Origin of the sequence: Janthinobacterium sp. DSP2-3-3, assembly GCF_049897325.1 — a bacterium.
Taxonomy (GTDB): Bacteria; Pseudomonadota; Gammaproteobacteria; order Burkholderiales; family Burkholderiaceae_D; genus Janthinobacterium.
Window position 1 is genome coordinate 208,636 of sequence record NZ_JAFCWA010000011.1, and the last position, 25,234, is coordinate 233,869.

Annotated in this window: 21 protein-coding genes and 1 rRNA gene; 13 read left to right on the plus strand and 9 right to left on the minus strand. The window is 60.1% G+C overall.

Going from position 1 to position 25,234, the window contains the following annotated elements; translation table 11 throughout:
• Nucleotides 1-205: 205 nt before the first annotated feature.
• The 5 genes from ACP7DE_RS21480 (at nucleotide 206) to ACP7DE_RS21500 (ending at nucleotide 4,547) form a co-directional block, all read left to right on the plus strand.
• On the plus strand, nucleotides 206-592 hold the full coding sequence (locus ACP7DE_RS21480; RefSeq protein ID WP_426073986.1) for a hypothetical protein: 387 nt from the start codon (nucleotides 206-208) through the stop codon (nucleotides 590-592).
• A 92-nt stretch (nucleotides 593-684) separates the two neighbouring features.
• Nucleotides 685-3,033: a Tex family protein gene (locus ACP7DE_RS21485; protein ID WP_426073987.1), complete on the plus strand. Its 2,349-nt coding sequence runs from the start codon at nucleotides 685-687 to the stop codon at nucleotides 3,031-3,033.
• 18 nt (nucleotides 3,034-3,051) lie between these two features.
• The gene (locus ACP7DE_RS21490) at nucleotides 3,052-3,555 is read left to right on the plus strand and encodes a GNAT family N-acetyltransferase (RefSeq protein ID WP_426073988.1); all 504 of its coding nucleotides are present in this window, start codon (nucleotides 3,052-3,054) and stop codon (nucleotides 3,553-3,555) included.
• Between the two features lie 73 nt (nucleotides 3,556-3,628).
• Nucleotides 3,629-3,940, plus strand: a complete 312-nt coding sequence (gene grxD, locus ACP7DE_RS21495; RefSeq protein WP_116742780.1) for a Grx4 family monothiol glutaredoxin — start codon at nucleotides 3,629-3,631, stop codon at nucleotides 3,938-3,940.
• Nucleotides 3,933-4,547: a UbiX family flavin prenyltransferase gene (locus ACP7DE_RS21500; RefSeq protein ID WP_426073989.1), complete on the plus strand. Its 615-nt coding sequence runs from the start codon at nucleotides 3,933-3,935 to the stop codon at nucleotides 4,545-4,547. Before grxD ends, ACP7DE_RS21500 begins: the two co-directional genes overlap by 8 nt.
• Before the next feature lie 132 nt (nucleotides 4,548-4,679).
• Here the strand turns inward: ACP7DE_RS21500 and ACP7DE_RS21505 are convergent, their stop codons facing one another.
• A complete protein-coding gene (locus ACP7DE_RS21505; protein WP_426074011.1) occupies nucleotides 4,680-5,006 on the minus strand; it encodes a hypothetical protein in 327 nt (108 codons plus the stop codon).
• A gap of 89 nt (nucleotides 5,007-5,095) precedes the next feature.
• Nucleotides 5,096-5,503, minus strand: a complete 408-nt coding sequence (locus tag ACP7DE_RS21510; protein ID WP_034753756.1) for a hypothetical protein — start codon at nucleotides 5,501-5,503, stop codon at nucleotides 5,096-5,098.
• A 699-nt stretch (nucleotides 5,504-6,202) separates the two neighbouring features.
• On the opposite strand from ACP7DE_RS21510, the gene ACP7DE_RS21515 reads away from it, so the two are divergent.
• The 6 genes from ACP7DE_RS21515 (at nucleotide 6,203) to ACP7DE_RS21540 (ending at nucleotide 12,930) form a co-directional block, all read left to right on the plus strand.
• Nucleotides 6,203-6,607 carry a MerR family transcriptional regulator gene (locus tag ACP7DE_RS21515; RefSeq protein WP_426074007.1) on the plus strand — a complete coding sequence of 135 codons (405 nt, stop codon included), beginning with the start codon at nucleotides 6,203-6,205 and terminating at the stop codon, nucleotides 6,605-6,607.
• Nucleotides 6,608-6,787: 180 nt separating this feature from the next.
• Nucleotides 6,788-7,972 carry an isovaleryl-CoA dehydrogenase gene (locus ACP7DE_RS21520; RefSeq protein WP_426073990.1) on the plus strand — a complete coding sequence of 395 codons (1,185 nt, stop codon included), beginning with the start codon at nucleotides 6,788-6,790 and terminating at the stop codon, nucleotides 7,970-7,972.
• Nucleotides 7,973-8,025: 53 nt separating this feature from the next.
• Complete coding sequence (gene aceK / locus ACP7DE_RS21525; protein WP_426073991.1) at nucleotides 8,026-9,828, plus strand: bifunctional isocitrate dehydrogenase kinase/phosphatase; 1,803 nt, start codon at nucleotides 8,026-8,028, stop codon at nucleotides 9,826-9,828.
• Entirely contained in the window at nucleotides 9,821-11,017 is a 1,197-nt protein-coding gene (locus ACP7DE_RS21530; RefSeq protein ID WP_426073992.1) for an acetyl-CoA C-acyltransferase, read from the plus strand. The genes aceK and ACP7DE_RS21530 overlap by 8 nt, the downstream gene beginning before the upstream one ends.
• Before the next feature lie 76 nt (nucleotides 11,018-11,093).
• Nucleotides 11,094-11,762 carry an SDR family oxidoreductase gene (locus tag ACP7DE_RS21535; RefSeq protein ID WP_426073993.1) on the plus strand — a complete coding sequence of 223 codons (669 nt, stop codon included), beginning with the start codon at nucleotides 11,094-11,096 and terminating at the stop codon, nucleotides 11,760-11,762.
• Between the two features lie 40 nt (nucleotides 11,763-11,802).
• Nucleotides 11,803-12,930: an acyl-CoA dehydrogenase family protein gene (locus tag ACP7DE_RS21540; protein ID WP_426073994.1), complete on the plus strand. Its 1,128-nt coding sequence runs from the start codon at nucleotides 11,803-11,805 to the stop codon at nucleotides 12,928-12,930.
• A 489-nt stretch (nucleotides 12,931-13,419) separates the two neighbouring features.
• Here ACP7DE_RS21540 and ACP7DE_RS21545 read toward each other — a convergent pair whose 3' ends face one another.
• The 4 genes from ACP7DE_RS21545 to ACP7DE_RS21560 form a co-directional block, all read right to left on the minus strand.
• A complete protein-coding gene (locus ACP7DE_RS21545; protein ID WP_426074008.1) occupies nucleotides 13,420-14,313 on the minus strand; it encodes a YihY/virulence factor BrkB family protein in 894 nt (297 codons plus the stop codon).
• 87 nt (nucleotides 14,314-14,400) lie between these two features.
• Nucleotides 14,401-15,480 carry a S66 peptidase family protein gene (locus ACP7DE_RS21550; RefSeq protein ID WP_426073995.1) on the minus strand — a complete coding sequence of 360 codons (1,080 nt, stop codon included), beginning with the start codon at nucleotides 15,478-15,480 and terminating at the stop codon, nucleotides 14,401-14,403.
• Between the two features lie 89 nt (nucleotides 15,481-15,569).
• A complete protein-coding gene (locus ACP7DE_RS21555) occupies nucleotides 15,570-18,362 on the minus strand; it encodes a TonB-dependent receptor (protein WP_426073996.1) in 2,793 nt (930 codons plus the stop codon).
• A gap of 216 nt (nucleotides 18,363-18,578) precedes the next feature.
• Nucleotides 18,579-20,390, minus strand: a complete 1,812-nt coding sequence (locus ACP7DE_RS21560; protein ID WP_426074010.1) for an ABC transporter substrate-binding protein — start codon at nucleotides 20,388-20,390, stop codon at nucleotides 18,579-18,581.
• A 216-nt stretch (nucleotides 20,391-20,606) separates the two neighbouring features.
• Between ACP7DE_RS21560 and ACP7DE_RS21565 the strand changes: the two genes are divergently transcribed.
• Nucleotides 20,607-21,845, plus strand: coding sequence for a nucleoside recognition domain-containing protein (locus ACP7DE_RS21565; protein WP_426073997.1), 1,239 nt, complete (start codon nucleotides 20,607-20,609; stop codon nucleotides 21,843-21,845).
• 8 nt (nucleotides 21,846-21,853) lie between these two features.
• Nucleotides 21,854-23,356 carry a D-alanyl-D-alanine carboxypeptidase/D-alanyl-D-alanine endopeptidase gene (gene dacB / locus ACP7DE_RS21570; protein ID WP_426073998.1) on the plus strand — a complete coding sequence of 501 codons (1,503 nt, stop codon included), beginning with the start codon at nucleotides 21,854-21,856 and terminating at the stop codon, nucleotides 23,354-23,356.
• A 14-nt stretch (nucleotides 23,357-23,370) separates the two neighbouring features.
• Here dacB and ACP7DE_RS21575 read toward each other — a convergent pair whose 3' ends face one another.
• The 3 genes from ACP7DE_RS21575 to rrf form a co-directional block, all read right to left on the minus strand.
• Complete coding sequence (locus ACP7DE_RS21575; RefSeq protein ID WP_426073999.1) at nucleotides 23,371-24,234, minus strand: CPBP family intramembrane glutamic endopeptidase; 864 nt, start codon at nucleotides 24,232-24,234, stop codon at nucleotides 23,371-23,373.
• An 18-nt stretch (nucleotides 24,235-24,252) separates the two neighbouring features.
• Nucleotides 24,253-24,726, minus strand: a complete 474-nt coding sequence (locus tag ACP7DE_RS21580; RefSeq protein WP_426074000.1) for a MarR family winged helix-turn-helix transcriptional regulator — start codon at nucleotides 24,724-24,726, stop codon at nucleotides 24,253-24,255.
• 174 nt (nucleotides 24,727-24,900) lie between these two features.
• A 5S ribosomal RNA gene (gene rrf, locus ACP7DE_RS21585) occupies nucleotides 24,901-25,013 on the minus strand.
• Between the last annotated feature and the right edge of the window lie 221 nt (nucleotides 25,014-25,234).

Below are 25,234 nucleotides of genomic sequence, written 5' to 3' on the forward strand. Positions count from 1 at the left end.
GGCGCGGCGGTGGCTTTGTGTCATTTTCCAGGGGAAGCAACGAGATCCTGCTCATGAAGTGTCTTGACTGCAAGCTTGTCTGCAGAATGGCAAGATGGTAGCTTCATAAAATGACAACTGCATGACATGGCGTCTGGCCTGTGTCATCGCTACGACACATGGCCTTGCTATGCTGAGCGCTTCATCCACCGCTCCGGGAGCCGCCATGGCGCGCCTGTTATCGCTGTTGCTGTTGGCCTGTGCCACCCTGCCCGTGCAGGCGGACGAGCACACCGTCGTCGTCAAGGCCGCCGCGCCGGAAAAGGGCTGCGTGGAGGTGGAAGTACAGGGCAAGCGCGCGCAATCCCAATCCATATCTTGCTTGAACGAAAAATTATTACCTAGCAGCAATACCGTGAACCGGCCGCCGCCCACCCTGTCCGGCGCGGAAGCGACCGTGCAGCGTCCGTCGAACCAGCTGGGCCTGTACAACCGCGCCGCCCTCGAACACCGCATGGGCAATGCCTTTGGCAAATCCGTCACGCCGCAGAGGCCGGCACCGCCGCCGCCCGCCAGCCCGCTGCTGCCGCCCCCGCTGCTGCCACCCCGTTAGCTGTTGTCAACGCACAGTCCATTTGCGCTGTCAAGATTGCGCAATCGCGCCGATTGCGTATCATTCCAGGCTTGATCGCTCTGGAAACAACCATGCTGCCCACTATCGAACAACGTCTTGCCCTTGAACTTGCCGCCAAACCGGTGCAGGTTGCCGCCGCCATCGAACTGCTCGACGAAGGCGCCACCGTGCCCTTTATCGCCCGTTACCGCAAGGAAGCGACCGGCGGCCTCGACGATATCCAGCTGCGCCTGCTCGAAGAGCGCTTGCGCTACCTGCGCGAACTGGAAGAGCGGCGCGCGGCCATCGTGGCCTCGATCACGGAGCAGAACAAGATGACGCCCGAGCTGCTCGATGCCGTCATGCATGCGGAAGACAAGACGCGCCTGGAAGATTTGTATCTGCCGTACAAGCAAAAGCGCCGCACGAAAGCGCAGATCGCCATCGAAGCGGGCTTGATGCCGCTGGCCGACGGTTTACTCAACAATCCGGAACTGACGCCGGAAATGGAAGCGGGCAAGTTCCTGCGCGACGCGTTTACGAGTGCCGACGGCAACAACCCGGGCGTGCATGACACCAAGGCGGCCCTCGACGGTGCGCGCCAGATTTTGATGGAGCGCTTTGCCGAAGACGCGACCCTGCTGCACACCTTGCGCGAGTATGTGCAGGAGCACGGCATCGTCGAATCGAAAGTGGTGGAAGGCAAACAGGACGAAGGCGAAAAATTCGCCGATTATTTCGCATACTCGGAAACCATTTCCACAGTCCCCTCGCACCGCGCGCTGGCCCTGCTGCGCGGCCGCCGCGAAGGCATGCTCGACGTCACCCTGCGCCTGGACACGGAAGCGGAAAAACCGAAATGGGATGCGCCGCACAACCCGTGCGAAGGCCGCATCGCCGCCCGCTTCGGCATCAAGAGCCTCGGCCGTCCGGCCGACAAGTGGTTGCTTGATACGGCGCGCTGGACCTGGCGCGTGAAAAGCTTTATGCACCTGGAAACGGAACTGATGGGCGCGCTGCGCGAACGCTCGGAACTCGACGCGATCAACGTCTTCGCCACCAATTTGAAAGCGTTGCTGCTGGCCGCGCCGGCCGGCCAGCGCGCCACCATGGGTCTCGATCCTGGCTTGCGCACGGGCGTGAAGGTGGCAGTGGTCGATGCCACCGGCAAAGTCGTCGACACGGCCGTGATTTACCCGCACCAACCGAAGAATGACTGGGATGGCTCCCTGCATACGCTGGGCCGCCTGGCCGCCAAGCACAATGTGTCCTTGATTTCGATTGGCAACGGCACCGCTTCGCGCGAGACCGACAAGCTGGCACAGGACCTGATCAAGCAGCACCCGGAAGCGAAAATGACGAAGATCGTCGTCTCGGAAGCGGGCGCGTCGGTGTATTCGGCGTCCGAATTCGCCTCGAAAGAGTTGCCGGACATGGATGTGTCGCTGCGCGGCGCCGTGTCGATCGCGCGCCGCCTGCAAGACCCGCTGGCCGAACTGGTCAAGATTGACCCGAAATCGATCGGCGTGGGCCAGTACCAGCATGACGTGAGCCAAAGCCAGCTGGCCCGCTCGCTCGATGCGGTGGTGGAAGATTGCGTGAACGCCGTCGGCGTGGACGTCAACACGGCCTCGGCGCCGCTGCTGGCACGCGTCTCCGGCCTATCGGCCAGCGTGGCGCAAAGCATCGTCAGCTACCGCGACTTGAAGGGCGCATTCACTTCGCGCGCGGCGCTAAAAGCCGTGCCGCGCCTGGGCGATAAAACGTTCGAACAGGCGGCCGGCTTCTTGCGCGTGATGGGCGGCGAGAATCCGCTGGACGCCTCGGCCGTCCACCCGGAATCGTACCCGCTGGTGGAAAAGATTTTGGCCGACATCAAGAAGGACATCAAGGCCGTCATCGGCGAGACCGCCTTGCTGAAAACCCTCAGCCCGGCCAAGTATGCGGATGAAACCTTCGGCGTGCCGACCATTTCCGACATTTTGAAGGAACTGGAAAAGCCGGGCCGCGATCCGCGTCCGGAGTTCACCACCGCCACCTTCAAGGAAGGCGTGGAAGAAATCCGCGACTTGCGCCCGGACATGATCCTCGAGGGCGTCGTCACCAACGTGGCCGCTTTTGGCGCCTTCGTCGATATCGGCGTGCACCAGGATGGCCTTGTGCACATCTCGGCCCTGTCGAACACGTTTGTGAAAGACCCGCACACGGTGGTGAAGGCTGGGCAAGTCGTGCGCGTGAAGGTGCTGGAAGTCGATGAAAAGCGCAAGCGCATCGCGCTGACCATGCGCCTGACGGACAGCGCGCCACAAGCGGGCAGCAAGCCCGAGCAAAAGGGCGACCGCAACGACCGCCGTAGCATGGCGCAGCACCAGTCGCAGTCGCGCAATGCGCCAGAGCCGGCCGGCAGCATGGCCGCCGCGTTCGCCAAGCTGCGCGGTTAAGCAACCGCCAGGCGCAGCGTGGCAGCTATCGTCATCCTGGCGGTGGACGCCGCCAGTGCCGGGGCGCAGTTGCTGCTCGACGAATTGTCGGACGTACTGCTGCGCCTGAATGGTGACAGCGGCCGTTCCTCCTTCAATGTCGAGGCGGCAACGCCGCGCGGCGGCTTTTACCTGGCCAGCGACGTTGCTGGAAACCTGCTGGGTTGCGCCGCCCTGCGGCCGCTGGGCGAGCCGGACAGTCCCACGGCAGAACTCAAGCGCATGTATGCGCGTCCCGGCGCCGCTGGCGTGGGCGCGGCCCTGCTGGCCCATGTGGAGGCGCAGGCGTGCCGGCATGGCTACCAGGCCGTGCACTTGTCCACCCGCGTGGCAAATAGCCGCGCTGTGACGTTTTATGCCAAACACGGCTATGCACCCGTCATTGCCTGGGGCAAATACGTGGGCGCGGCGCAATCGATCTGCCTGGGCAAGCAATTATCAGTAGCAACGAGCATCAACGTGGCTGACTTGCCCGATTTATGACTTGAGCGCATACCCGTGCCGTCGTTTTCTTATAAAATGACGGCATCTATTTATTTACCCATCAGAGGCAGCTATGAGCGACGTACAAACCTGGATCAAAGAAACCGTGACAAGCACGCCAGTCGTGCTGTTCATGAAGGGCACGGCCCAGTTCCCGCAGTGCGGCTTTTCCGGCCGCGCCATCCAGATCCTGAAAGCGTGCGGCGTGGAAAACATCGCCACCGTCAACGTGCTGGACGACCCGGAAGTGCGCCAGGGCATCAAGGATTACTCGAACTGGCCCACCATTCCGCAGCTGTATGTCAAAGGCGAGTTCATCGGTGGTTCCGACATCATGAATGAAATGTTTGAATCGGGCGAACTGAAGTCCCTGATCGATGCCTGATAGCCAGCTTGCGCGGCCGCGCCGTATTGTGGTGGCCATCACGGGCGCCACAGGCGCCGTGTATGGCTTGCGGCTGCTGCAATTGCTCGTCGCCGTCCCCGGCGTCGAGACGCATCTGGTCTTGTCGGATGCGGCCGTACTGACCCTGCACCAGGAAACGGGCGTAGGGCGCAAGGAAATCGAAGCGCAGGCGCACGTGGTGCACAAGCTGCGCGATATCGGCGCGAGTATCGCCAGCGGCTCGTTTCAATCGGATGGCATGGTCGTCGCGCCGTGCTCGATGAAGACCCTGGCGGCCGTGGCGCATGGCTTGTCGGACAATTTGATTACGCGGGCCGCCGATGTGGTGCTCAAGGAGCGCCGGCGCCTGATTTTGATGGTACGCGAAACGCCATTCAACCTGGCACATCTGCGCAATATGACAGCCGTGACCGAAATGGGCGGCATCATCTTTCCGCCACTCCCCAGCTTTTATCACCACCCGCACAGCATCGCCGAGATGGTCGACCATACGGTGGCACGCGTCATCGACCTGCTCGGCATCGAGCACGGCCTGGCGCCGCGGTGGAATGGTCTTAAGTCCTTTGGCGACACCCCTATCCTCTAGTTGGCGTCACGATGTCTGACAAAAGCGTAGCGAGCGGCAGTGATTTGTGGCCGAGAAGCGCAACCGTGCTCTAGCACGGTGAGCATCGCCGGCCGCAAAGCGCGACGCGCAGTAGCTTAGCTCAGGCATCCATCATCGTTTGTCGAATTGGTGGGCACTGGCCTGTTTCAAATCCCTGGCTTCTTCAACCATCCTGCGGTGGGCGATCCGTTTGCGCATCACTTCCGCATGTTGCGCGGCAGTCATAGGGGGCACGGTCATCAAGTCCTTCAGCTGCGCGGTATTGCTGTAGTTACTTTTCATAAGACGGCTCAAATGCTCGGCTCCGTAGTGGATGAACTGGCTACTTCTGATGTGATTATGCGCTGGTATTGGCCGCTGCGCCGCTGCGTACGGGATTATTGTCAAATAATTCCGCTGCAGCGCAACATGCGAGATCTTATTGTGCGGCAAAATCATGTCTCCAGTATGACGCTGCGCAAATAAAAGGACAGGAAGAGCACCGTCAGCGAAAGGCGGACGGCGCCGGCCGGGGAGGGCCTGAATGCTTACTTTTGGTAGTTGACTCTGACCAGCATGCGAATAAATTCTCGCGCGATTTGACGATGATGTTCATCTAATCTTTGCAAATCGGCAATTAATTTCACATCGGCGGACTCAAAACGCGATAAAGCGCTGCCCGCTTCGCCATTCGGGGTAGCGCTTTCCGGGCCGCCAAAACGCAACCATTCCGCCGGAACGCCCAACCATTGGGCAATCATGCGCAATTTCTCTTGCGTGGGAATTGCTTCGCCTACCAACCATTTCCTAGCTGCATGCACGGTAATCGGGCGTCCGTCGAAACGGATGTTGAATTCGCGGGCCAGTCTGGTCGGGCTGTCTGGAGAGTAATGGGCGTTTTTGAGAGCCAACTGAAGTCGTTGGCTGAAGCTTTCGCGTTCGTTAGAAGAATTCATAGGTGTACTATTTCATGTTGTAACATGAAAGTCAGTTTCTTGAATGACCATACAGATTGTTACATTTGAAAAAAGTATCAATTAACAATTAACACTCCGGCCGGCCTTTTCGGGTAAAAATATGGCCGAATTTTCTCTTGTGATTCTGTGTGGCTCCGGTTCAAATTCGCGGTTAGCCTTGATTTTCGCACTGCAGCACGATTCAAAGCCTCGGTTTGGCATTACAACGTACGGTATCGGATAATGCCCACCTCTACCGATACGCGCAATGGCCATGTCATACAATTTCTTGTAGACAAAGTTTTCAGAAGGGCCATTCTATTTCCAATATAGAAATAATCTAAACAAGGTGCTCATCGTCAAACGTTGTTTTTTGATCGTCCTACTGGAAAGAATCTGCGCTCAAAAATTTTACTGCCATCGCAGCGAAAAGAATGTCGCCGTTATGCCAGGAAAGCTCTTTTTGGTGTCATCTTGGCCACCAACTCTCGATCTTAAGCGTGTTTGCACAAGAAGAATCAATTTATTTTCAGTAACTGTTGTCTTATTCGCCAAATTGCTTGTGCGCACCCTCTTTTTTCTTTGTTGCAGCACGGACAGGGCACGCTACAATAGTATTGACATTGACGTTGCCACCCGCCTGCCTCGCAGTACCCATCTATCGACCGATCACCCATGCAACCGACACCGCCCGCAGCAATGACGACCTATACCATTACCGAACTGGCGCGGGAATTCGACATCACGGCGCGCGCCATCCGTTTCTATGAAGACCAGGGCTTGCTCAGCCCGAAGCGCGAAGGCGCCGGCGGGCGCAGCCGCGTCTACACGCCGCGCGACCGCACCCGCCTGAAACTGACCCTGCGCGGCAAGCGCCTGGGCCTGGCGCTGTCGGAGATCAAGAGCCTGGTCGACATGTACGAGTCGCCGAAGGACACGCGCGCGCAAATGGACTGTTTCCTGGGCGTGCTGGCGCAGCACCGGCAGACGCTGGAGCAGCAGCGCATCGATATCGAAATGGCGCTGGCGGAAATCAGCGCGCATGAAGACGCGTGTGCGCGCATGTTGGCAGACTTGAACATGGACAAGGTGTCAACAAGCTGAGTGGCCACGCGGCAGACACTGGCCGCCCCCACATCGCTTTATACGCATCGCTTTACACGCCTCACTTTACGTGCCCCACTTTATGCGCCTCGCTTTACGTTTACGTAAACGTCACAACTGAGTATCATAGCTTCATTGACCCCGCATCCATGACCGCCACACTATAACGACGAGGACGACATGCTCCATCTCCCAGGCTTGACCTTTGACCACGGCGACGACATCGCCTCCCTAAGAGTAGCAATCCAACAATTTGCCGCCGCCGAAATCGCGCCGCGCGCGGCCGAAATCGACCGCACCGACCAGTTCCCCATGGACCTGTGGCGCAAGATGGGCGACATGGGCTTGCTCGGCATCACCGTCAGCGAAGAATACGGCGGCGCCGGCATGGGTTACCTGGCGCACATCATCGCCATGGAAGAAGTCTCGCGCGCCTCGGCCTCCGTCGGCCTGTCCTACGGCGCCCATTCGAACCTGTGCGTCAACCAGATCAAGCGCAACGGCACGGCCGAGCAAAAGGCGAAGTACCTGCCGAAACTGATCACGGGCGAACACATCGGCGCCCTGGCCATGTCGGAACCGAACGCGGGCTCGGACGTCGTCAGCATGAAGCTGCGCGCCGACTTCAAGGGCGACCGCTGGGTCTTGAACGGCACCAAGATGTGGATCACCAATGGTCCCGATGCGGACGTGCTGGTGGTGTACGCGAAAAACGACCTGGAAGCGGGCTCGCGTGGCATGACGGCTTTCCTGGTCGAAAAGAATTTCAAGGGCTTTTCCATCGCGCAAAAGCTCGACAAGCTGGGCATGCGCGGCTCGCACACGGGTGAACTGGTGTTCCAGGATTGCGAAGTGCCGGCCGAAAACGTGCTGGGCGGCCTGGGCAAGGGCGTCAATGTGCTGATGTCGGGCCTCGATTTCGAGCGCACCGTGCTGTCCGGCGGCCCGCTGGGCATCATGCAGGCTTGCATGGACCTGGTCGTGCCCTACGTGCATGACCGCAAGCAATTCGGCCAGGCCATCGGCGAATTCCAATTGATGCAAGGCAAACTGGCCGATATGTATTCGACCATGATGGCGTGCAAGGCCTATGTGTATGCCGTGGGCCAGGCCTGCGACCGCGCCACCACGCCGGAAGCCGTGCGCCAGTTGCGCAAGGATGCGGCCGGCGCCATTCTGTATAGTGCGGAGAAGGCGACCTGGATGGCGGGTGAAGCGATCCAGGCTTTGGGCGGCAATGGCTACATCAACGAGTATCCGGCCGGCCGCCTGTGGCGCGATGCCAAGCTGTACGAGATCGGCGCCGGGACCAGCGAAATCCGCCGCATGCTGATAGGCCGCGAACTGTTTGCGGAAACCAAGTAAGCACGGGTGTGCGGCGATCGACTGGGTGATGAGCTATTCATGCGAGCACAGATATGACGCAAATTGCCTTCCCAAAATTGCTTTCCTCCCAGATTGCATTCGATATCGCGCGCACCATCCGCGACGGCTTTGACAAGCATTACCGCCTGTTCCGCGCCACCAGCCAGCAAGCCAAGCAGTATTTCGAGCAAGGCGCCTGGGCCGCGGCACAGACGGCGGCCCGCGAGCGCATCGACTTTTATGACAAGCGCGTGCAAGAATGCGTGCAGATGCTCGAAGATGAGTACGAAGAGTCGGAGTTGAGCGACGAAGTGTGGCGCGAACTCAAGCTGCACTACATCGGCATGCTGACCGAGCACAAGCAACCGGAACTGGCGGAAACCTTCTTCAATTCCGTCTGCTGCAACATCCTGCACCGTACCTACTTCAATAACGACTATATTTTCGTGCGTCCCGTCGTTTCCACGGAATACATCGACACGCAAGACCCGGTGCCCACCTACCGCGTGTATTACCCCGGCAAGGATGGCTTGCGCCACACTCTGACACGCATGCTGACGCACTTCCAACTGGACTGCGCATTTGCCAATCTGGAGCGTGACGTGGCCCAGGTGGAAGCGCGCCTGCAGCAGCTATTCGGCGCCGACAGACTGGAGCCGAACCACCAGATCCAGGTCTTGACCAGTTTGTTCTACCGCAACAAGGGCGCTTACCTGGTCGGCAAGGGCATCAACGGCAACCGCGAATATCCGTTTGTCGTGCCGATCCTGCACAACCGCCACGGCAAGCTGGTGCTCGACACGGTGCTGTTCGAGCAGCAGCAGATTGCCGTGCTGTTTTCATTTACGCGCGCGTATTTCCTGGTCGATATGGAGGTGCCGTCGGCCTATGTGCAATTCCTGCGCAGCTTGCTGCCGCGCAAACCGCGCAGCGAAATCTATACGATACTGGGCCTGCAAAAACAGGGCAAGACGCTGTTTTACCGCGACTACCTGCAGCATCTGAAACACTCGTCGGACCACTTTGAAAGCGCGCCCGGCATCCGTGGCCTGGTGATGCTGGTGTTTGCCCTGCCGTCGTTTCCCTATGTCTTCAAGGTGATCAAGGATTTTTTTCCGCCGCCCAAGGAAACCACGCGCGCGCAAGTCCAGCAAAAGTATTTGCTGGTGAAACACCACGACCGCGTGGGCCGCATGGCAGACACGCTCGAATACTCCAACGTGGCCTTTCCCCGCGCCCGTTTTGCTGCGGAACTGCTGGCCGAACTGAAACAGTTCGCCCCCTCGCTGATCGAAGAAGACCAGGAGCAGATCATCATCCGCCACCTGTACATCGAGCGGCGCATGGTGCCGCTGAACATGTGGCTGAGCAATGCCGAAAAGGAAGGCCGCGATGACCTGGTCGAACACGCCATCGTCGAGTACGGCAACGCCATCAAGGAGCTGGTCGCGGCGAATATTTTCCCCGGCGACATGCTGTATAAAAACTTTGGCGTGACCCGTCATCAACGTGTCGTTTTTTACGATTACGATGAAATCGAGTACATCACCGATTGCCAGTTCCGCGTCATTCCCCAGGCGCGCACGGAAGAGGAAGAAATGTCGGCCGAACCGTGGTATCCGATCGGAAAACATGATGTGTTTCCCGAACAATTCGGCACCTTCCTGCTGGGCAATCCGCGCATCCGCAAGTATTTCATGCAGCACCATGCCGACCTGCTGACGGCGCAATATTGGCAGGCGCGCAAGCAGCGCATTGAAGACGGCCATATCGAGGACGTATTCCCGTATCCGCAGCACCTGCGTTTTTGTAAGCAAGCACCTTCCCACCCCCAACCGGAGATCCAACATGCATGATCCAGTCGTAATCGTCGGTGCCGCGCGCACCCCCATGGGCGCCTTCCAGGGCGACTTTGCCAACGTCACCGCCAGCGACCTGGGCGCCGTGGCCATCCGCGCCGCCGTCGAACGGGCCGGCGTGGCGCCGGACGCCGTCGAACACGTGTATTTCGGTAATTGCCTGATGGCCGGCCAGGGCCAGGCGCCCGCGCGCCAAGCCTTGCGCAAGGCCGGCTTGCCGGACTCCACCGGCGCCGTGACGCTGTCGAAAATGTGCGGCTCGGCCATGCAGACGACCATGTTCGCGCATGACACCTTGCTCGCCGGCAGCGCCGAGGTGGTGGTGGCGGGCGGCATGGAATCGATGACTAACGCCCCCTACCTGGTGCCGAAGGCGCGCGGCGGCTACCGCATCGGCCACGGCATGATCTATGACCACATGATGATGGATGGCCTGGAAGACGCCTACAGCCGCGATGAAAAGGGCAATGCCCGCTCGATGGGCACGTTTGCCGAAGAGTGCGCCAGCCAGTACAGCTTCACACGCGAAGCGCAGGATGCGTTTGCCATCGAATCGGTGAAACGTGCGCAAGCAGCCACCAAGGATGGCAGTTTCGCATGGGAAATCGTGCCCGTTACCGTCTCCGGCCGCGGCGGCGATACCATCGTCAGCATCGATGAAGGCCCGCAAAAGGCCCGCCTGGAAAAAATCCCGACCTTGAAAGCGGCGTTCAAGAAGGACGGCACCATCACGGCCGCCTCGTCTTCGTCGATCAACGATGGCGCGGCGGCCCTGGTGCTGATGCGCGAGTCGACGGCGAAAAAACTGGGCTGCACCGTCATCGCAACAATCCACGGCCACGCCACGCACGCGCAGGCACCGAACGAGTTCACCACGGCCCCCATCGGCGCCATCAAGAAGCTGTACGCCAAAACGGGCTGGAGCAGCAGCAAGGTAGACTTGTTCGAGATCAATGAAGCGTTCGCCGCCGTGCCGATGGCCGCCATGCACGACCTCGACATTCCGCACAGCAAGATCAACATCCACGGCGGCGCGTGCGCGCTGGGCCATCCGATCGGCGCCTCGGGCGCGCGCATCATCGTCACCCTGCTGGGCGCCTTGAAAAAAACCGGCGGCAAACGGGGCGTGGCAGCCCTGTGCATCGGCGGCGGCGAAGCGACGGCGATGGCAATCGAACTGGTATAAGCTGCACTGAAGCACGGGCGCGCACGGCTATCATGGCCAGGGGCGCGCCCTTTCATTCATTCCAGGGAGAAAACACATGCCTACCGCATTGATCATCGGCGCCTCGCGCGGCATCGGCCACGAAATCGTCCGCCAATACCGCCACGATGGCTGGAAAGTGATCGCCACGGCGCGCACACCCGATGCTTGCGATGCCCTCAGGCAACTGGGCGCGGAAGCGCATCAGCTCGACGTGACGGACGTGGAAGGCTGTGCCGCCCTGGGCTGGAAGCTCGACGATGAAAAACTCGACGTGGCCATCCTCAACGCGGGCGTGTATGGCCCCCGTCACGATGGTTCCCCCACGCAAGAAGATTTCGATGCCGTCATGCACACGAACGTGCTGGCGGCCATGCGGCTGCTGCCGATCCTGGCGCCGCTGGTGGTGTATGCAAAAGGGAAACTCGCCGTGCTGTCCTCGCACATGGGCTCCTTGAGCGAGCGCGGCAACCCCAGCGGTTCGCTGTATCGCGCCAGCAAGGCCGCCTTGAATTCCGTGCTGATCGACACAGCCCTCGTGCATGGCCCGCAAGGCGTCAGCTGCGTGGCTTTCCACCCGGGCTGGGTACGCACGGACATGGGCGGCGCCGGCGCCGATATTTCACCCGAGCAAAGCGCTGCCGGCATCCGCACCACCCTGGCCAGCCTGCCGGCCACGGACAAGGCCGTGTTCCGCAACTACGATGGCAAGCCCATCGGCTGGTAACTCCCTGAATCCACTATAAAAATATACGAGACGACGTCCCATGATACTCAATGAAGAACAATCGATGATCCAGGAAGCGCTGCGCAGTTTTTCGCGCGAGCGCCTGGCGCCCAATGCGGCCCGCTGGGACAAGGAACATCATTTCCCCAAGGAAGAATTGCAGGAACTGGCCGCACTGGGCGCCTTTGGCGTGGCTGTGCCGGAAGCGCTGGGCGGCGCCGGCCTCGACTACGTGTCGCTGGCCCTGGTGCTGGAAGAAATCGCCGCCGGTGATGGCGGCACGTCAACCATCATCTCGGTCAACAACTGCCCCGTGTGCAGCATCGCCATGATGTACGCCAACGATGCGCAAAAGGAACAATGGCTGCGTCCCTTGGCGCAAGGCGCCATGCTGGGCGCGTTTTGCCTGACAGAACCGCACACGGGCAGCGACGCCTCGGCCCTGCGCACCACAGCCGCCCTGGACGGCAATGAATACGTCATCAACGGCACGAAACAATTCATTACCAGCGGCAAGTATGCGGACGTGGCCATCGTCATGGCCGTCACCGACAAGGCGGCCGGCAAGCGCGGCATCAGTGCCTTCTGGGTGCCGACGAATACGCCCGGCTACATCGTGGCGGGACTGGAACAGAAGATGGGCCAGCATTCGTCGGACACGGCGCAAATCCTGTTCGAGAATTGCCGCATCCCGACAGAAAACCTGATTGGCGAAGAAGGACAAGGCTACAAGATCGCCCTGTCCGGCCTGGAAGGCGGACGCATCGGCATCGCTTCGCAAGCCGTGGGCATGGCGCGCGCTGCGTACGAGGCGGCCTTGAGCTATGCGCGCGAACGCGAAAGTTTCGGTAAACCCATCTATGAACACCAGGCCGTGCAATTCCGCCTGGCCGACATGGCCACGCAGATCGAAGCGGCACGCCAGCTGATACGCCATGCGGCATCGATGAAGGATGCGGGTCTGCCCTGCCTGAAGGAAGCGGCCATGGCCAAGCTGTTTGCATCGGAAATGGCGGAAAAAGTGTGTTCGGACGCCATCCAGGTGCACGGCGGCTATGGTTATGTATCCGACTTTCCCGTCGAGCGCATCTACCGCGACGTGCGCGTGTGCCAGATTTACGAGGGCACCAGCGATATCCAGAAAATCCTGATCGCCAGGGCTTTATAGGCAAGGAAAGAAAGGCGCGTGAGACAGTAAAAGCCTCGGCACCTTGAGCAACCGTAGCGAGCAAGCGCGATATCGGCTTGAGTAACGCAGCCGTACTGAAGTACGGCGAGTAAGGCCGAGTCGGGAGCGGGCTGCGCAGTAGGTTGCTCAACGCGCCAGCCATAGACGAAAAAAAAGCCCGCTAGCGCGGGCTTCGTTCCAATGTATTACCAATGCTTTAATCGTGTCATGGACGCCAGTGCTATCTGCAAAGTGCCTCCTGATTTTCGGACTCCCATGCTATCTGCATGGTGACTCCAATGTGTAGCGACCATCGTATCCGGAATTACAAAATCCACTCTTCGCTCTGTCACGCCATCGACATTACACCTGTCGGTCGCCGCGCTGAAACTGGATGGTGAGATGATTTGCTGCCAAATCTCAATCACTGAACGGAGTATAGCACAGCTTTTTGTGCGATGCAATAATGAATTGAATCCATACTTTAAATCAAGTCCTTAGTGCCAACGGCTTCTCCTCTTCGCCGCCACGGGCCACTCTTTCGTATTCGGAAATCACTTGCGCGCCCAGCAGCAGTAGGGTGGCGCCGATTTCCAGGCTGAACATGACGACGATGGCCGTCGTCATCGAGCCATACACGACGTTGACCTGCGACAAGGTGGAGAAATACCAGACCAGCACATGGCGGGCGATTTCCCACAACAGGGCCGCCGTCACGCCGCCGATCAGCGCATGCGTGATCGACAGGCGCCCGACGGGCATGACCAGGTAGATCGAGCTGAGCACCAGGATTTCACCCGCCAGCCCCAGTAAATATAGCAGCACGCCGGACACGCCTTCCAGGCCCCAGTCGTGGCGCAAAAAGCGCACGCTTTCCTCGCCCATCACCTGCAGGCCGCCCGCCACCAGGGTGATCAGCAGGATGCCCGCGCCCAGGCACAGGATGTAGCAGTACGGCAGCACGGCGGAAATGAGGAAATGGCGGCGGCGGATGGCTACGCGGTGCATGAAGATCACGCTCATGGCGTTTTCCAGAACGGTAAACGCCAGCGAGCTGAAAAACAGCATGGTCAGCAGCAGCAGCCAGCCGATCACGCCCCGGTTGTTGAGAAAATGCGCCACTTCAGCCACGATGGCTTTCGATTGCCCCGGCACCAGCCATTCCAGGTAATGTCCGATGGTCCGCAACAGCTCGTCTTCTGCGATCACGTGCGACAGGGCCACCACCACCAGCATCAGCAGGGGCACGATGGAGAGCAGCGAGTAATACGCGACGGCGCCCGCCAGCAGCAAGCCCTGGTTGGCGCGAAAACCCTTCAGCACCTGCAGCACGAAAGCCAGCGGGTGTCTGAGGATGTAGGTACTGGCGTGGCGATTGATCATGTCGGGAGCGGTGAAGAAGGCGGCGCGGCCTCGTGCCACGCTTGCAATCACACTAGCATACTGACAATCGCCCCGCTCCACCGTACGCTAGCAGACACCAGGCTCCAGCAAGGTCAAGGTTTGCCGGTCTGCATCCAAGGTCGCCAATATACCCATCGGTAGCGTGAACTGGTGGCGGATGTGGCCGAACGAATAACCGCTGACGGCCGGCACACTCAATAGCTGCAGATGCTGCTCCAGGGTAGCAGCGAGAGTCAGCGCCGTGTCGCCTTCGGCCGCCTCGCAATGCTCGAAGATACCCAGCATCAAGGCCGCCGCATGCTTGAAACCGATCGACAGGTCCAGTTGGCACAACATCCTGTCGATGCGGTAGGGCACTTCATTGATTTCTTCGAGGAAAAGAATGTGCTCGCGGAAATCGGCCGCATACGGCGTACCGGCCAGCGCGCTGACCATGCACAGGTTGCCGCCCGTCAAGCGTCCCGTCGCCTGGCCGCCGTGCACGGTGCGGATGGCGAAGTTCGGCTGCGTCTGCGCGCGGCGGTGGTTGTCCAGCGCCATCGGGATCGTGTAGCTGTCTTGCGGCGTCATCAGCACGTTTTGCAGCTGCGTCACCGTGTAGTCGGAAAACGTAGACGAGGCCACGGGGCCGTGAAACGTCACCAGGCCCGTCTGGCGGACGATGGCCAGGTGCAGGGCCGTGATGTCGGAATAGCCGATCAGCACTTTCGGGTTGCGCTGGATCAAGGCATAGTCGAGCAGCGCCAGCAGCGAAATGCAGCCGGAGCCGCCACGGATGGCCCAGATCGCCTTGACCTCGGGGTCGCGGAACGCGGCGTGCAGGTCGTCCAGGCGCTGCTGCACCGTACCCGCATAGTTGCCGTGCACGGCGCGAATGTTGGCGCCCAGGCTGGCGCGCAGTCCCAGCGATTCGATATTGCGCTGGGCCTTGGCGATGGCGTCCTCATCCGTAAAGCCGCCCGGTGCGATGATGGCCACCAGGTCGCCGTCGCGCAGGCGCGCCGGTTTGATCAATGCGTGTTGCTGTTGCATGCGTTTGCCCTTCCCTTGCACGGCCGCCGCCCACGCCGGTGTGCCTGCCGCCCCGAGGGTGGCGGCCAGCAAGCCGCCGAAGTGGCGCCGGCTGAGATTGGTCTGACTGGACATGCGGCCCTTTCCTGAAACAAAAAACGGCGACGCCAGGCGCCGCCGCACGAGAGTAGCATGCCGGCAATCTTGCCGCCGGCATGGCTGCCTTACATGAACTTGTACTTCAGCTGGAACGACAGCGAACGGCCACGCGGGTCGGCCACGCGAGGGTCCCAGCCGGCGCCCACCACTTCATCCACGTTGTGCGCGGTGAACGGCGGATCGCGGTCGAACAGGTTCTGGATACCCACGGTGATGGTGGTATTTTTGAAGCCCGTGTACGTGCCCGACAAGTTATACGTGGTGTAGCTGGATACATCCGGCTTGAAGCCCGGTGGTGGCGTGCCCTTGCCGCCATTCGGCACCTGATCCTTGTAGCCCGACGAAAAACTCTGGATCAGCAAGCCGCTCCAGTCGCCGCGCGATACGCCGAAGCTGGCATTGTGTTTCCAGCGCAGGTACAGGTCGCGCGTATAAAACTTGCCGACCAGCTCCTGGTATTCCTGGCCTTGATATTCCGCAAACTTGAAGCTGTCCATATACGTGCCGTCCAGGGTCGCCGTCCATTTCGCGTCCCGGATCTTGCCTTCGCCGCGCAAGCCCACGTCCAGGCCGCGCACGCGGCTGCCTGCCGCATTGATCCAGCCCGCCTGCACGTACTCGATGGTGCCGTCCGGATTGCGGTGGATGTACTGGTTCAGCGCCTGGTAATTGGTCAGCACAATTTGCGGCGTGCGGTTCAGGATGCGGTCCTTGGTGTTGATGGCCCAGTAGTCGAACGAAGCGGAATAGCCCTTGAATGGCTCAATGACAAAACCGACGCTGCCCTGCTTCGACGTTTCCGGTTTCAGGTTGGTATTGCCACCCGTCTTGTAGTCGAGGCGGTCGATGGCGCAGTACTCGGGCACGCCCGGATGCTTGGCGCAGCCTTCCTGGTCGATCACGCCGTTCGGCAATTCCTGGCTCAGCGAACCGGAATACAGTTGCTGGAAGCTTGGCGCGAGGAAACCCTTGCTGGCCGAACCGCGGAACAGCAGGAAGTCCGTCGGCTGGTAGCGGAAGGCCACTTTCGGATTCGTCGTCGCGCCCACCAGGCTGTAATCGTCGCGGCGGATGGCCAACTGCATTTCCAGGTCCTTCGTGACCGGCACCAGCAATTCCGCATACACGGCCTTGACGGTACGGCTGGCATCTTTCAATGCGGCATTGCCCGGCGCCAGCAGGATCTGCATGGCATCGACGTCCTGTCCAAAGCTGTAGCCTTCGCGGCGCAAGTCAAAACCGGCCGCCATCGCCAGCGCACCGGCCGGCAGCTGGAACAGTTCGCCCGAAACGGAACCGTCGATCTGCGTCAGGGTTGTCTTGCCGTGCTGGAAGTCGCCACGGAACTTGGTCGACTCGATCAATTGCTTGGCCGCGTCCGTCTGGCTCTGGCCGGCGCCCACCCAGGGATTGATGATGCCGCTGGCCAGCGCCGCGTACAGCTTGTCCGTATAGGAATAGCCATCCGTCAGCTTGGTCTTGGTGCTGCTTTCGGCGCGCGAAATGCCCGCCTTGTAATCCCACTTGCCGAAGTTGCCTTCGAAGCCCACCAGCACGCGGGCATTGTCGGTCGTGTTTTCCTGCGTGCGGTTGCCCACGTCATTCGCGCGCCATTTGTAGGCAATCGGCTTGGTATTGTCAAACGTGGGGATGTAGGCCGACAGGTCCTGGTAATACGCGCCGCCGACCGGGTACAAATTCTTGTTGGCAACGGTCGCCTGCACCTGCATCGGCGTCAAAATGGCCGTGGCCTTGGTGCGCGAACCGAGCACTTCAACAAACATGCGGTGGTCGGGCGCCAACTGGAAGGTGCCGCGCGACAACAGATTGGCCCGTTCGACAGGGAATTGCAGCACATAGTCGGCGCCGTAGTCATACGCACACGAATGCGTGGTGCTGCGTGGTGAGGTCACGTCTTTCCACAGTGGCGTCTGGTACTGCGACATGCCGGCGATGCTGTCGCACTTGCCCTGGAAGCTCAGGGGATTGGCTTGCAGATACACCGTCGGGTCGCCAGGCAAGGTGTAACCGCCAATAAACGTCCCTGGTTTTTTCGGATCAGGATTGGGGATTTGCAGTGCCGTGCCCGGCCCCGACATCTGGTTGGCAAACGGCGTGCCCGTGGTATCGGGCGACAGGCCACGGCCCGGCTGGAAGCCGTTGACGAAGGAGCGGTCGCTGCCGTTCAGGCGCTGCGCCTTGTCGACGGTCAGGCTGGCCATGATGTTATAGCGATCGCTTTCCAGCGAGCCCGTGCCGGCCAGCAGCGAAGCGCGGCGCGTGGCGCCGCCGCCTGCCTGCGTGTCGTTGGTGGAGACGGACGCTTCCACGCCGCTGTAATTGGTTTTCAGAATGAAATTGATCACGCCGCCGATGGCGTCCGTGCCGTAGATGGCCGAGGCGCCATCCTTGAGAATTTCCACGCGCGAAATCGCGCCCAGCGGAATGGAGTTCAGGTCGACCGACTTGCCGCTGGCGCCGTGCGTGGCGATGCGGCGGCCGTTCAACAGCACCAGGGTGCTCGACGGTCCCAGCCCGCGCAGCGAGGCGAACGAAGCGCCGCCGCTGACCCTGTCGGCATCCGCGCCAAACACGTTATTGCCCGAAGTCATGTTATCGGCGCCCGTGCCATTCGCCGACAGGGTGCGCACCAGTTGCTCGGTCGTCGTGATGCCCTGCTTTTCGATCTGGTCAAAGGTGATGACTTGTACCGGCAGCGCGCCTTCCTTGGCCACGCGCTTGATGCTGCTACCCGTGACTTCGACCCGTTGCATCGCTGGCGCCGCCGCTTCCTGTGCCATTACCGGCCCCACTACCCCCATCAATGCCACCAACTGCGCTAGCTTCTTCAATTTCACAGGTCTTCTCCTTGTTGGGCAATCGAAACTTGAGTTATCAAGTCAGGCTGTTAGATATGTCGCAACGTCTGTCTCGCAGTACATTTTTTTATGACATTTGCGCATGACTTTATTTGTTTTCATTTTCAGAGTAGCGCGATGCATCCGCGGCCAGCCAATGAAAAATGCTTTCCTAACCATAACTTTTTGGAATGAATGCCCTTTTCAGCGACGTGGTCACTTGCCTGCGGGGCTAGCCCTGGTTTTATCCACGTCCAGATAGCGCCAGGACGTGAATTCCACAGGGTGGCGCCTGTAGTTTTTTAGCCACGGTTGCTGCAGGTCGGCAGAGATGGGATGCGTCAGCAACACCCACGGCGTGTAGGCGTGGATCAGCTGAAACAGGTCGAAGTACAGACTGCGTCGGCGCGGCGTATCGGATAGCAGGCGCGCCTCCTCATAGCGTTTATTGTAATCGGGCAAGTTGAAGCGGGCGTAGTTAGCGCGGCCAACGTTGCCGCCATACAACAATTGCATAAAGTTATCGCCATCGGGGAAGTCGGCGATCCAGTTGGTCTCGAACATTTGCACCTTGCCCAGACGCGACGCCTTGATGATTTCCGTCTTCTTGTCGCTTTTAAATGCCACGCGCAGGCCGATGGCGGTCAGGTTACGGCGCCAAAGCTCATCGCGCAGGCGCCCCACGGTGCTCGGCTCCGTATGCATGGTCAGCAGCAAGGGCGTGCCGTCCGGCTGGGTGCGGAAACCATCGGCGCCCGCCTTGTAGCCAAAGCGCTCCAGCAAGGCGCGCGCCAGCACCGGATCGTAGCCGACGGGGCTGCGGTAGTGCTTGTCGTAACCGAGCACATTGGGCGGCAGCGGCGACTGCGCCGGCAAGGCCAGGCCTTTCTTCAGCAGCGCGATGTCTTCGCGGCTGTTGTAGCTGAGGGCGATGGCGCGCCGCAGGGCCAGCTTGTCCTTGGTCGTGCCGCCCAGCACGGGATCGTCCATATTCATCCACATGTAATACGTCTGCAGCACGGGAAAGCGCGTCAGTTGCAGACCCTTGGCGGCCAGCGCCGGTTTCAGGGCACCGTTTTCCAGCACCATGTCTGTCATCGATTCGGGCACTTGCTCCAGGTAATCGAATTCGCCTTTCAAAAAGCCCAGCATGCGCGATTGATATTCCTCGACGATGCGCACCTCGATGCGCTCGACCAGCGGCAGGCGCTGGCCTTCCAGCGCGGTGGCAATGGCGCGTGCGTCCAGCGGCAAGGCATCCAGCGCCTTGGCTTCCGTACGGAATACGGTGGGGCGGAAAGTCGGATTGGCCTGCAGCACGATCTTGTCGCTGCGTTTCCATTCTTTCACCAGGAACGGCCCCGTGCCCACAGGATGGTTGCCGATCTGCCCCGGCGCCGCATACGCTTCGGCCACTTCGCGCGCCACCACGCCGGTGGCCGGCATGGCCAGGTAAAACAGGAAGTTCGGGTCAACGCCGTTCAGGCGGATGCGCAGGGTGTATTTGTCCAGCGCCTGCAAACCGGCGATCGGCGTGTCGTAGCTGAATTTGGCTTTCAGGGCCGCATCGCCCACCAGCTTATCTTCCAGCAAGAACAACCACGGCGACTTCAGGCTGGGGTCATACAACCGCGTCAGGCTGTAGACATAATCCTGCGCCGTCACTTCGCGCGGCCGGCCCTTGAAGGCGGGATCGGGGGTGAAGAAAATACCGGGCTGCAGGTGAAAGATATACGTGCGTCCACCGTCTTCCACGGTCGGCAAGCCGCGCGCCGTATTGCCCTGCAGTTGCACCGGGCGCGCCAGGTAATCGTAGCGCAGCAAGGGATCGAAGATGTTTTCCATCAAGTTCAAACTGGCCAGGTCCGACGCCACGGCCGGGTCCAGGCCCGTCTCGCTGGTGCTAAGGAACAAGTGCAATGTCTTGCCCGCCCGGCCCGCCGCGGCATCGGTGGCGGCGTGGGCCGGTACAGTGAAAAGCGTCAACATGGCCAGGCCGGCGGCGCAGGCGGTTTTGCGTAAAAACATCATCAGTGATCCAGTGCAGACAAGGTAACGAACAGCGATAAGCGACAGGCATCCCCCACACTACGCGGGCAAGCTACGGGGCGCCAATGAAAACAGGCTGCCAGCTTATAACTTTTTGGCATGCGATTGCTGCATTCTTTCATCAACTCGTATCGGGCTGCCCCTATACTTTGTTTGCAGACATTTTTCACTCCCGACACACAGAACTGATCGCATATGGCACTTAATTACATCTGGTCCGGCTTTTTCCTCGTTGGCTTCCTGGCCGCAGTGCTGCAGTGGCTGTTTCTCGGCGATAACGATATCTTCAAGCGCATCATCGATGGCACGTTCGAAACGGCGCGCATGGGTGTAATGGATATCGCCCTGCCGCTGGCGGGCGTGATGACCTTGTGGCTCGGCATCATGAACATCGGTGAAAAGGCGGGCATCGTCGGCTGGCTGGCGAAAGTGATCGCGCCCTTCTTTTCGCGCATCTTCCCGGAAATCCCGAAAGACCATCCGGCTACGGGCCACATGGTGATGAATTTCTCGGCCAATCTGCTGGGCCTGGACAATGCTGCCACGCCGTTCGGCTTGAAGGCCATGGAAAGCCTGCAAACCTTGAACCCGAACAAGGAAGAGGCGACGAATGCGCAAATCATGTTCCTGGTGCTGCACACCTCGGGCCTGACCCTGATTCCGCTGGCCATCATGGCGCAGCGCTCCATCCTCGGCGCGGCCGACCCATCCGACATCTTTATCCCCTGCATGATCGCCACCTATGTCGCCACCGTGGTCGGCATCATCACCGTGTCCATCAAGCAACGCATCAACTTGCTCAACCGCGTCGTGCTGGGCTGGATGGGCGGCATGACGAGCGCCATCGTCGCCATGATCTGGTACTTCACGCAATACCTGACGAAACAGGAAATCGAACTGGTCTCAAAAGTGGTCAGCAACCTGGTGTTGATCAGTGTCATCGCCATCTTCATCATCGGCGCCCTGCGCAAGAAGGTGAACGTGTATGACGCCTTCATCGAGGGAGCGAAAGGCGGCATCCAGACCTCGATCACTGTGATTCCCTACTTGGTCGGCATGCTGGTGGCCATCAGCGTGATCCGCAACGCGGGCGTGTTCAATTTCCTGATGAGCGGCATGAACTGGTTCTTTGCCAACCTGGGCATCAATACGGATTTCGTGCCTGCCTTGCCGACGGCCATGATGAAGCCGCTCAGCGGCTCCGGCTCGAAAGCCATGATGATCGACGCCATGAATACCTACGGCGTCGATTCCTTTGTCGGCCGCCTGGCCTGCGTCTTCCAAGGCTCCGCCGACACCACCTTCTATATCGTAGCCCTGTATTTCGGTTCCGTCGGCATCCGCAAGACGCGCTATGCGATCACGGCCGGCCTGATCGCCGATCTGGCCGGCGTGATCACCGCCGTCTTTGTCGCCTACGTCTTTTTCCACTAAGGAGCACCATGTTCCGTCCTGTTCTGATGGCTGCGCTGTTGGCTGGTCTTGGCCTGTCGACTGCCCACGCACAATTGCCCGAATCCGTCAGCCTGCTGCTGCGCAGCGCGAATATTCCCGAAGACGCCATGGGTGCCATCGTCTTGCGCGGCAACGCCACCGTGCTGTCGCATGGCGCCGAGCGCAGCATGCAGCCCGCGTCCACCATGAAGCTGGTAACGACGGCCGTGGGCCTGGAGCAATTGGGTCCCATCTTTCGCGGGCGCACGGAGTTGCGCACCAGCGCCGACGTCATCAATGGCGTACTGAAGGGCGACTTGATCCTGCGCGGCGGCGCCGACACGGATTTCAATGCGGACGTGCTGGCGCACATGCTGCAAACCCTGCGCAACCAGGGCATCGTGAAAATCAAGGGCGACCTGATCCTCGACCGCCAACTGTTCCAGCCGGCCAGACCCGATATCGGTGCGCTGCCCTTCGACGAGTCGGCCGAGTTCCGCTACAACGTCATCCCCGATGCCTTATTGCTGAATACCAATCTGCTTGATATCAATATGAGCTCGACGGACCGGCAATTGAGCGTCCTCATGCAGCCGCCGCTCGAGAATGTCAGCATCACCAGCGACATGAAACTCATCAAGGGCAGTTGTGCCCGGTGGGAAGACGGCTGGCGCCCGCCCGAATACCGGCGCGATGCGAGCGGCAAGTTGCAGGTGATACTGCACGGCACCTTCCCGCAAAATTGCAACAAGGCCACCAGCATCAATGTGCTTGATCGCAACGATTATGCGGACCGTTTGTTCCGCGCCACCTGGAAACGCCTGGGTGGCACGATCACGGGCACGGTGCGCGAAGCGCCGGCAACAGGCTTGCCGCCGACGGCCGAACCGGTCGGCACGCGCATGCTGGCCGACCATGTGGCACGCGCCTTGCCAGAGGTCCTGCGCGATATAAACAAGACGTCCGACAACACTCTGGCCCGCACCTTATTCCTGAGCCTGGGCAGCTTGCAAAGCGATGGCTGGCTGGGTAGCCGCCCCGTCGCCATGGCGGCGCCCGAAGATACGGCCAATCGGGCGCGGCTAGTCATCCAGGAATGGTTCCAGCGACACAATATCGATACCCAAGGCATGCTGATCGACAACGGTTCCGGCTTGTCGCGCACGGGACGCATTGCGCCGGCGCAACTGGCCGGCGTGCTGCAAGCGATGCAACAAAGCCCATGGGCGCCCGAGTTCCAGTCCAGCCTGCCCATCGTGGCGCTGGACGGCACCATGCGCAAACGCATGCTGAACAGTCCGGCCGCCGCGCGCGCGCGCATCAAGACGGGCACATTAAAAAATGTGGTGGCCATCGCCGGCTACGTGCCCGACGCCAACAATCAACTGTGCGTGGTGGTCGCCATGATCAATAGCGACCTGGTGGGCAACGGCAATGGCCGCGCGGCTGTCGATGCGCTGATCGAGTGGGTCGCCAGAAGCGGCGCCACGCCGGTAGCGACCGGACAATAAGCCGGCACAGCGGTCTAGTTTCGCGGCGTGCGTGCTGCGCTGGCAAAAGCCAGGCGCAGCATGTAGGCGGCAACGGCGCTGATCAGCAAGACGGTCACCAGCGAAGCTTCCACGCCGAAGGCACCGCCAGTCAGCATGGCGTTGCCGGACAGTTCACCGCGCAGCAAGCCGTCCGTGACCACATGGCCGGACACCGTCGATGAGAACACCTGGCTGACACAGTAATTCCAGCCAATATGCGTGCCGATGCAAACCCACAGCCGGCGCGTCTGCATGTACAGGGCCGCCTGCAGCACGCCATAGGCGGTAATCGCTAGGATTGCCAGCAGCGAAAAGCCGGCATTGGGCAAATGCGCCAGGGCGAACACCAGGGATGAAATCACGATGGCAGCCTTGTTGCCCAGCGCACGTGCGGTCACGCCAAAGAGCACCCCACGAAACATCATCTCCTCGGCCATCCCCACCAACACCAGTTCGGCCAGCGGGAGCAGCAACAAGACGCTCAGGGCGTTGACGCCGCTAAACTGATATACGCCCAGCGCAGCGAGCACAACAAAGGTGAGGGCGACCAGTCCGGCGCCGAGCAGCAATCCACGTCCCAGTTCACGCGCCATGCCCGGCATCGCCAGTTCCACCGGTTGACGCTTTTCGATGTGGCGCACATAGAAACGGTAGCCGCACCATACCAGTACTGCCGCCAGCAACTGCGGCCACAAGATGCGGTAGGACTTGTCCACGAGCTGAGAGGCGATGATCATGGTCAGCGGCACCGGGGCAAACGTCAGCACCATGCCCAGCACAATCTGCACCAGGGGATAGGCCATCAGGCGAGCCAGGGGGGATTTTTTGCTTGCCATGCTCAGGGTGTTGTCCATCATCGCTTTCCTCGTGGGTTGTCAGGGAGTGGCTTTTACCTGCTTGCTGGCATCGCGGATGCGCTCGCCGAATGAACGCTGTTCCAGAATTGTGATGGCTTGCGCCAGGCATGTTGATAAAGGAAATGCCAGTTCCGCATCGAGGCTGTCGGCGGCGCACTTGGTCGCCTGCCAGCAAGTCTGCAGATGGGGCAGCAGCGCCTCGCCCTGGCTGCTCAGGCGTACTACGCGCTGACGTCCATCCTCGCCATCGGCGGCTACCAGCAGCAAGCCTTCCTTTTTCATCAACGCTACCGTTTGTGTGACGGCCGGCTGCGTGATACCTGCCAGTTCGGCCAATTGACCGATGGTCGCGCTCTGCTGTTGTGCCAGTACCCGCATCACCGGCGTATAGCGGGGCCGGTAATCGAGGCCCGCATCCGCATAAGCCTGCTGGACGGCGCCGTCGAGCAGTTCGATCAGGTGGCGTAGTTGTGTTCCGAGTCCTTGTTTCATGTAGTGATAGTAGCAGGATTTATATAAGCACTTATATAAATATTCGATTTTGTTGCATTTCATGCGCAACGTGCCAGGTGAGTACCTGAAAATGGGAGCGGAGTGGAAAGAAACCACCAGACGAAAAAAAACCCCACCATTGCTGGCGGGGCTTTTCTCTACTGCGAATAACAAGCCTGACGATAACCTACTTTCACACTGGTTGCAGCACTATCATCGGCGCAAAGTTGTTTCACGGTCCTGTTCGGGATGGGAAGGGGTGGGACCAACTTGCTATGGTCATCAGGCATAACTTGTACTGACGCTTGTTCTCGGTGGAGCAACAAGGCCATGAATCTGGAAGAAGTGTCGATTATTTACTGAGATGTTACTTGGGTAATGACTGCGTTATCAACAACACGCAACATGTACTTTCTCATCCTCTGTACCTGCTAAGGTTATAGGGACAAGCCGTACGGGCAATTAGTACTGGTTAGCTTAATGCATTACTGCACTTCCACACCCAGCC

What these genes read in the sequence shown, in the direction of transcription:
- dacB (WP_426073998.1), top strand. Translation starts at nt 21,854, where the DNA reads ATGTTCCGTCCTGTTCTGATGGCTGCGCTGTTGGCTGGTCTTGGCCTG.
- ACP7DE_RS21560 (WP_426074010.1), bottom strand. Translation starts at nt 20,390, where the DNA reads ATGTTTTTACGCAAAACCGCCTGCGCCGCCGGCCTGGCCATGTTGACG.
- ACP7DE_RS21550 (WP_426073995.1), bottom strand. Translation starts at nt 15,480, where the DNA reads ATGTCCAGTCAGACCAATCTCAGCCGGCGCCACTTCGGCGGCTTGCTG.
- aceK (WP_426073991.1), top strand. Translation starts at nt 8,026, where the DNA reads ATGACGCAAATTGCCTTCCCAAAATTGCTTTCCTCCCAGATTGCATTC.
- ACP7DE_RS21500 (WP_426073989.1), top strand. Translation starts at nt 3,933, where the DNA reads ATGCCTGATAGCCAGCTTGCGCGGCCGCGCCGTATTGTGGTGGCCATC.
- ACP7DE_RS21520 (WP_426073990.1), top strand. Translation starts at nt 6,788, where the DNA reads ATGCTCCATCTCCCAGGCTTGACCTTTGACCACGGCGACGACATCGCC.
- ACP7DE_RS21480 (WP_426073986.1), top strand. Translation starts at nt 206, where the DNA reads ATGGCGCGCCTGTTATCGCTGTTGCTGTTGGCCTGTGCCACCCTGCCC.
- ACP7DE_RS21580 (WP_426074000.1), bottom strand. Translation starts at nt 24,726, where the DNA reads ATGAAACAAGGACTCGGAACACAACTACGCCACCTGATCGAACTGCTC.
- ACP7DE_RS21515 (WP_426074007.1), top strand. Translation starts at nt 6,203, where the DNA reads ATGACGACCTATACCATTACCGAACTGGCGCGGGAATTCGACATCACG.
- ACP7DE_RS21505 (WP_426074011.1), bottom strand. Translation starts at nt 5,006, where the DNA reads ATGATTTTGCCGCACAATAAGATCTCGCATGTTGCGCTGCAGCGGAAT.
- ACP7DE_RS21535 (WP_426073993.1), top strand. Translation starts at nt 11,094, where the DNA reads ATGCCTACCGCATTGATCATCGGCGCCTCGCGCGGCATCGGCCACGAA.
- ACP7DE_RS21575 (WP_426073999.1), bottom strand. Translation starts at nt 24,234, where the DNA reads ATGATGGACAACACCCTGAGCATGGCAAGCAAAAAATCCCCCCTGGCT.
- ACP7DE_RS21530 (WP_426073992.1), top strand. Translation starts at nt 9,821, where the DNA reads ATGCATGATCCAGTCGTAATCGTCGGTGCCGCGCGCACCCCCATGGGC.
- grxD (WP_116742780.1), top strand. Translation starts at nt 3,629, where the DNA reads ATGAGCGACGTACAAACCTGGATCAAAGAAACCGTGACAAGCACGCCA.
- ACP7DE_RS21510 (WP_034753756.1), bottom strand. Translation starts at nt 5,503, where the DNA reads ATGAATTCTTCTAACGAACGCGAAAGCTTCAGCCAACGACTTCAGTTG.
- ACP7DE_RS21485 (WP_426073987.1), top strand. Translation starts at nt 685, where the DNA reads ATGCTGCCCACTATCGAACAACGTCTTGCCCTTGAACTTGCCGCCAAA.
- ACP7DE_RS21565 (WP_426073997.1), top strand. Translation starts at nt 20,607, where the DNA reads ATGGCACTTAATTACATCTGGTCCGGCTTTTTCCTCGTTGGCTTCCTG.
- ACP7DE_RS21545 (WP_426074008.1), bottom strand. Translation starts at nt 14,313, where the DNA reads ATGATCAATCGCCACGCCAGTACCTACATCCTCAGACACCCGCTGGCT.
- ACP7DE_RS21540 (WP_426073994.1), top strand. Translation starts at nt 11,803, where the DNA reads ATGATACTCAATGAAGAACAATCGATGATCCAGGAAGCGCTGCGCAGT.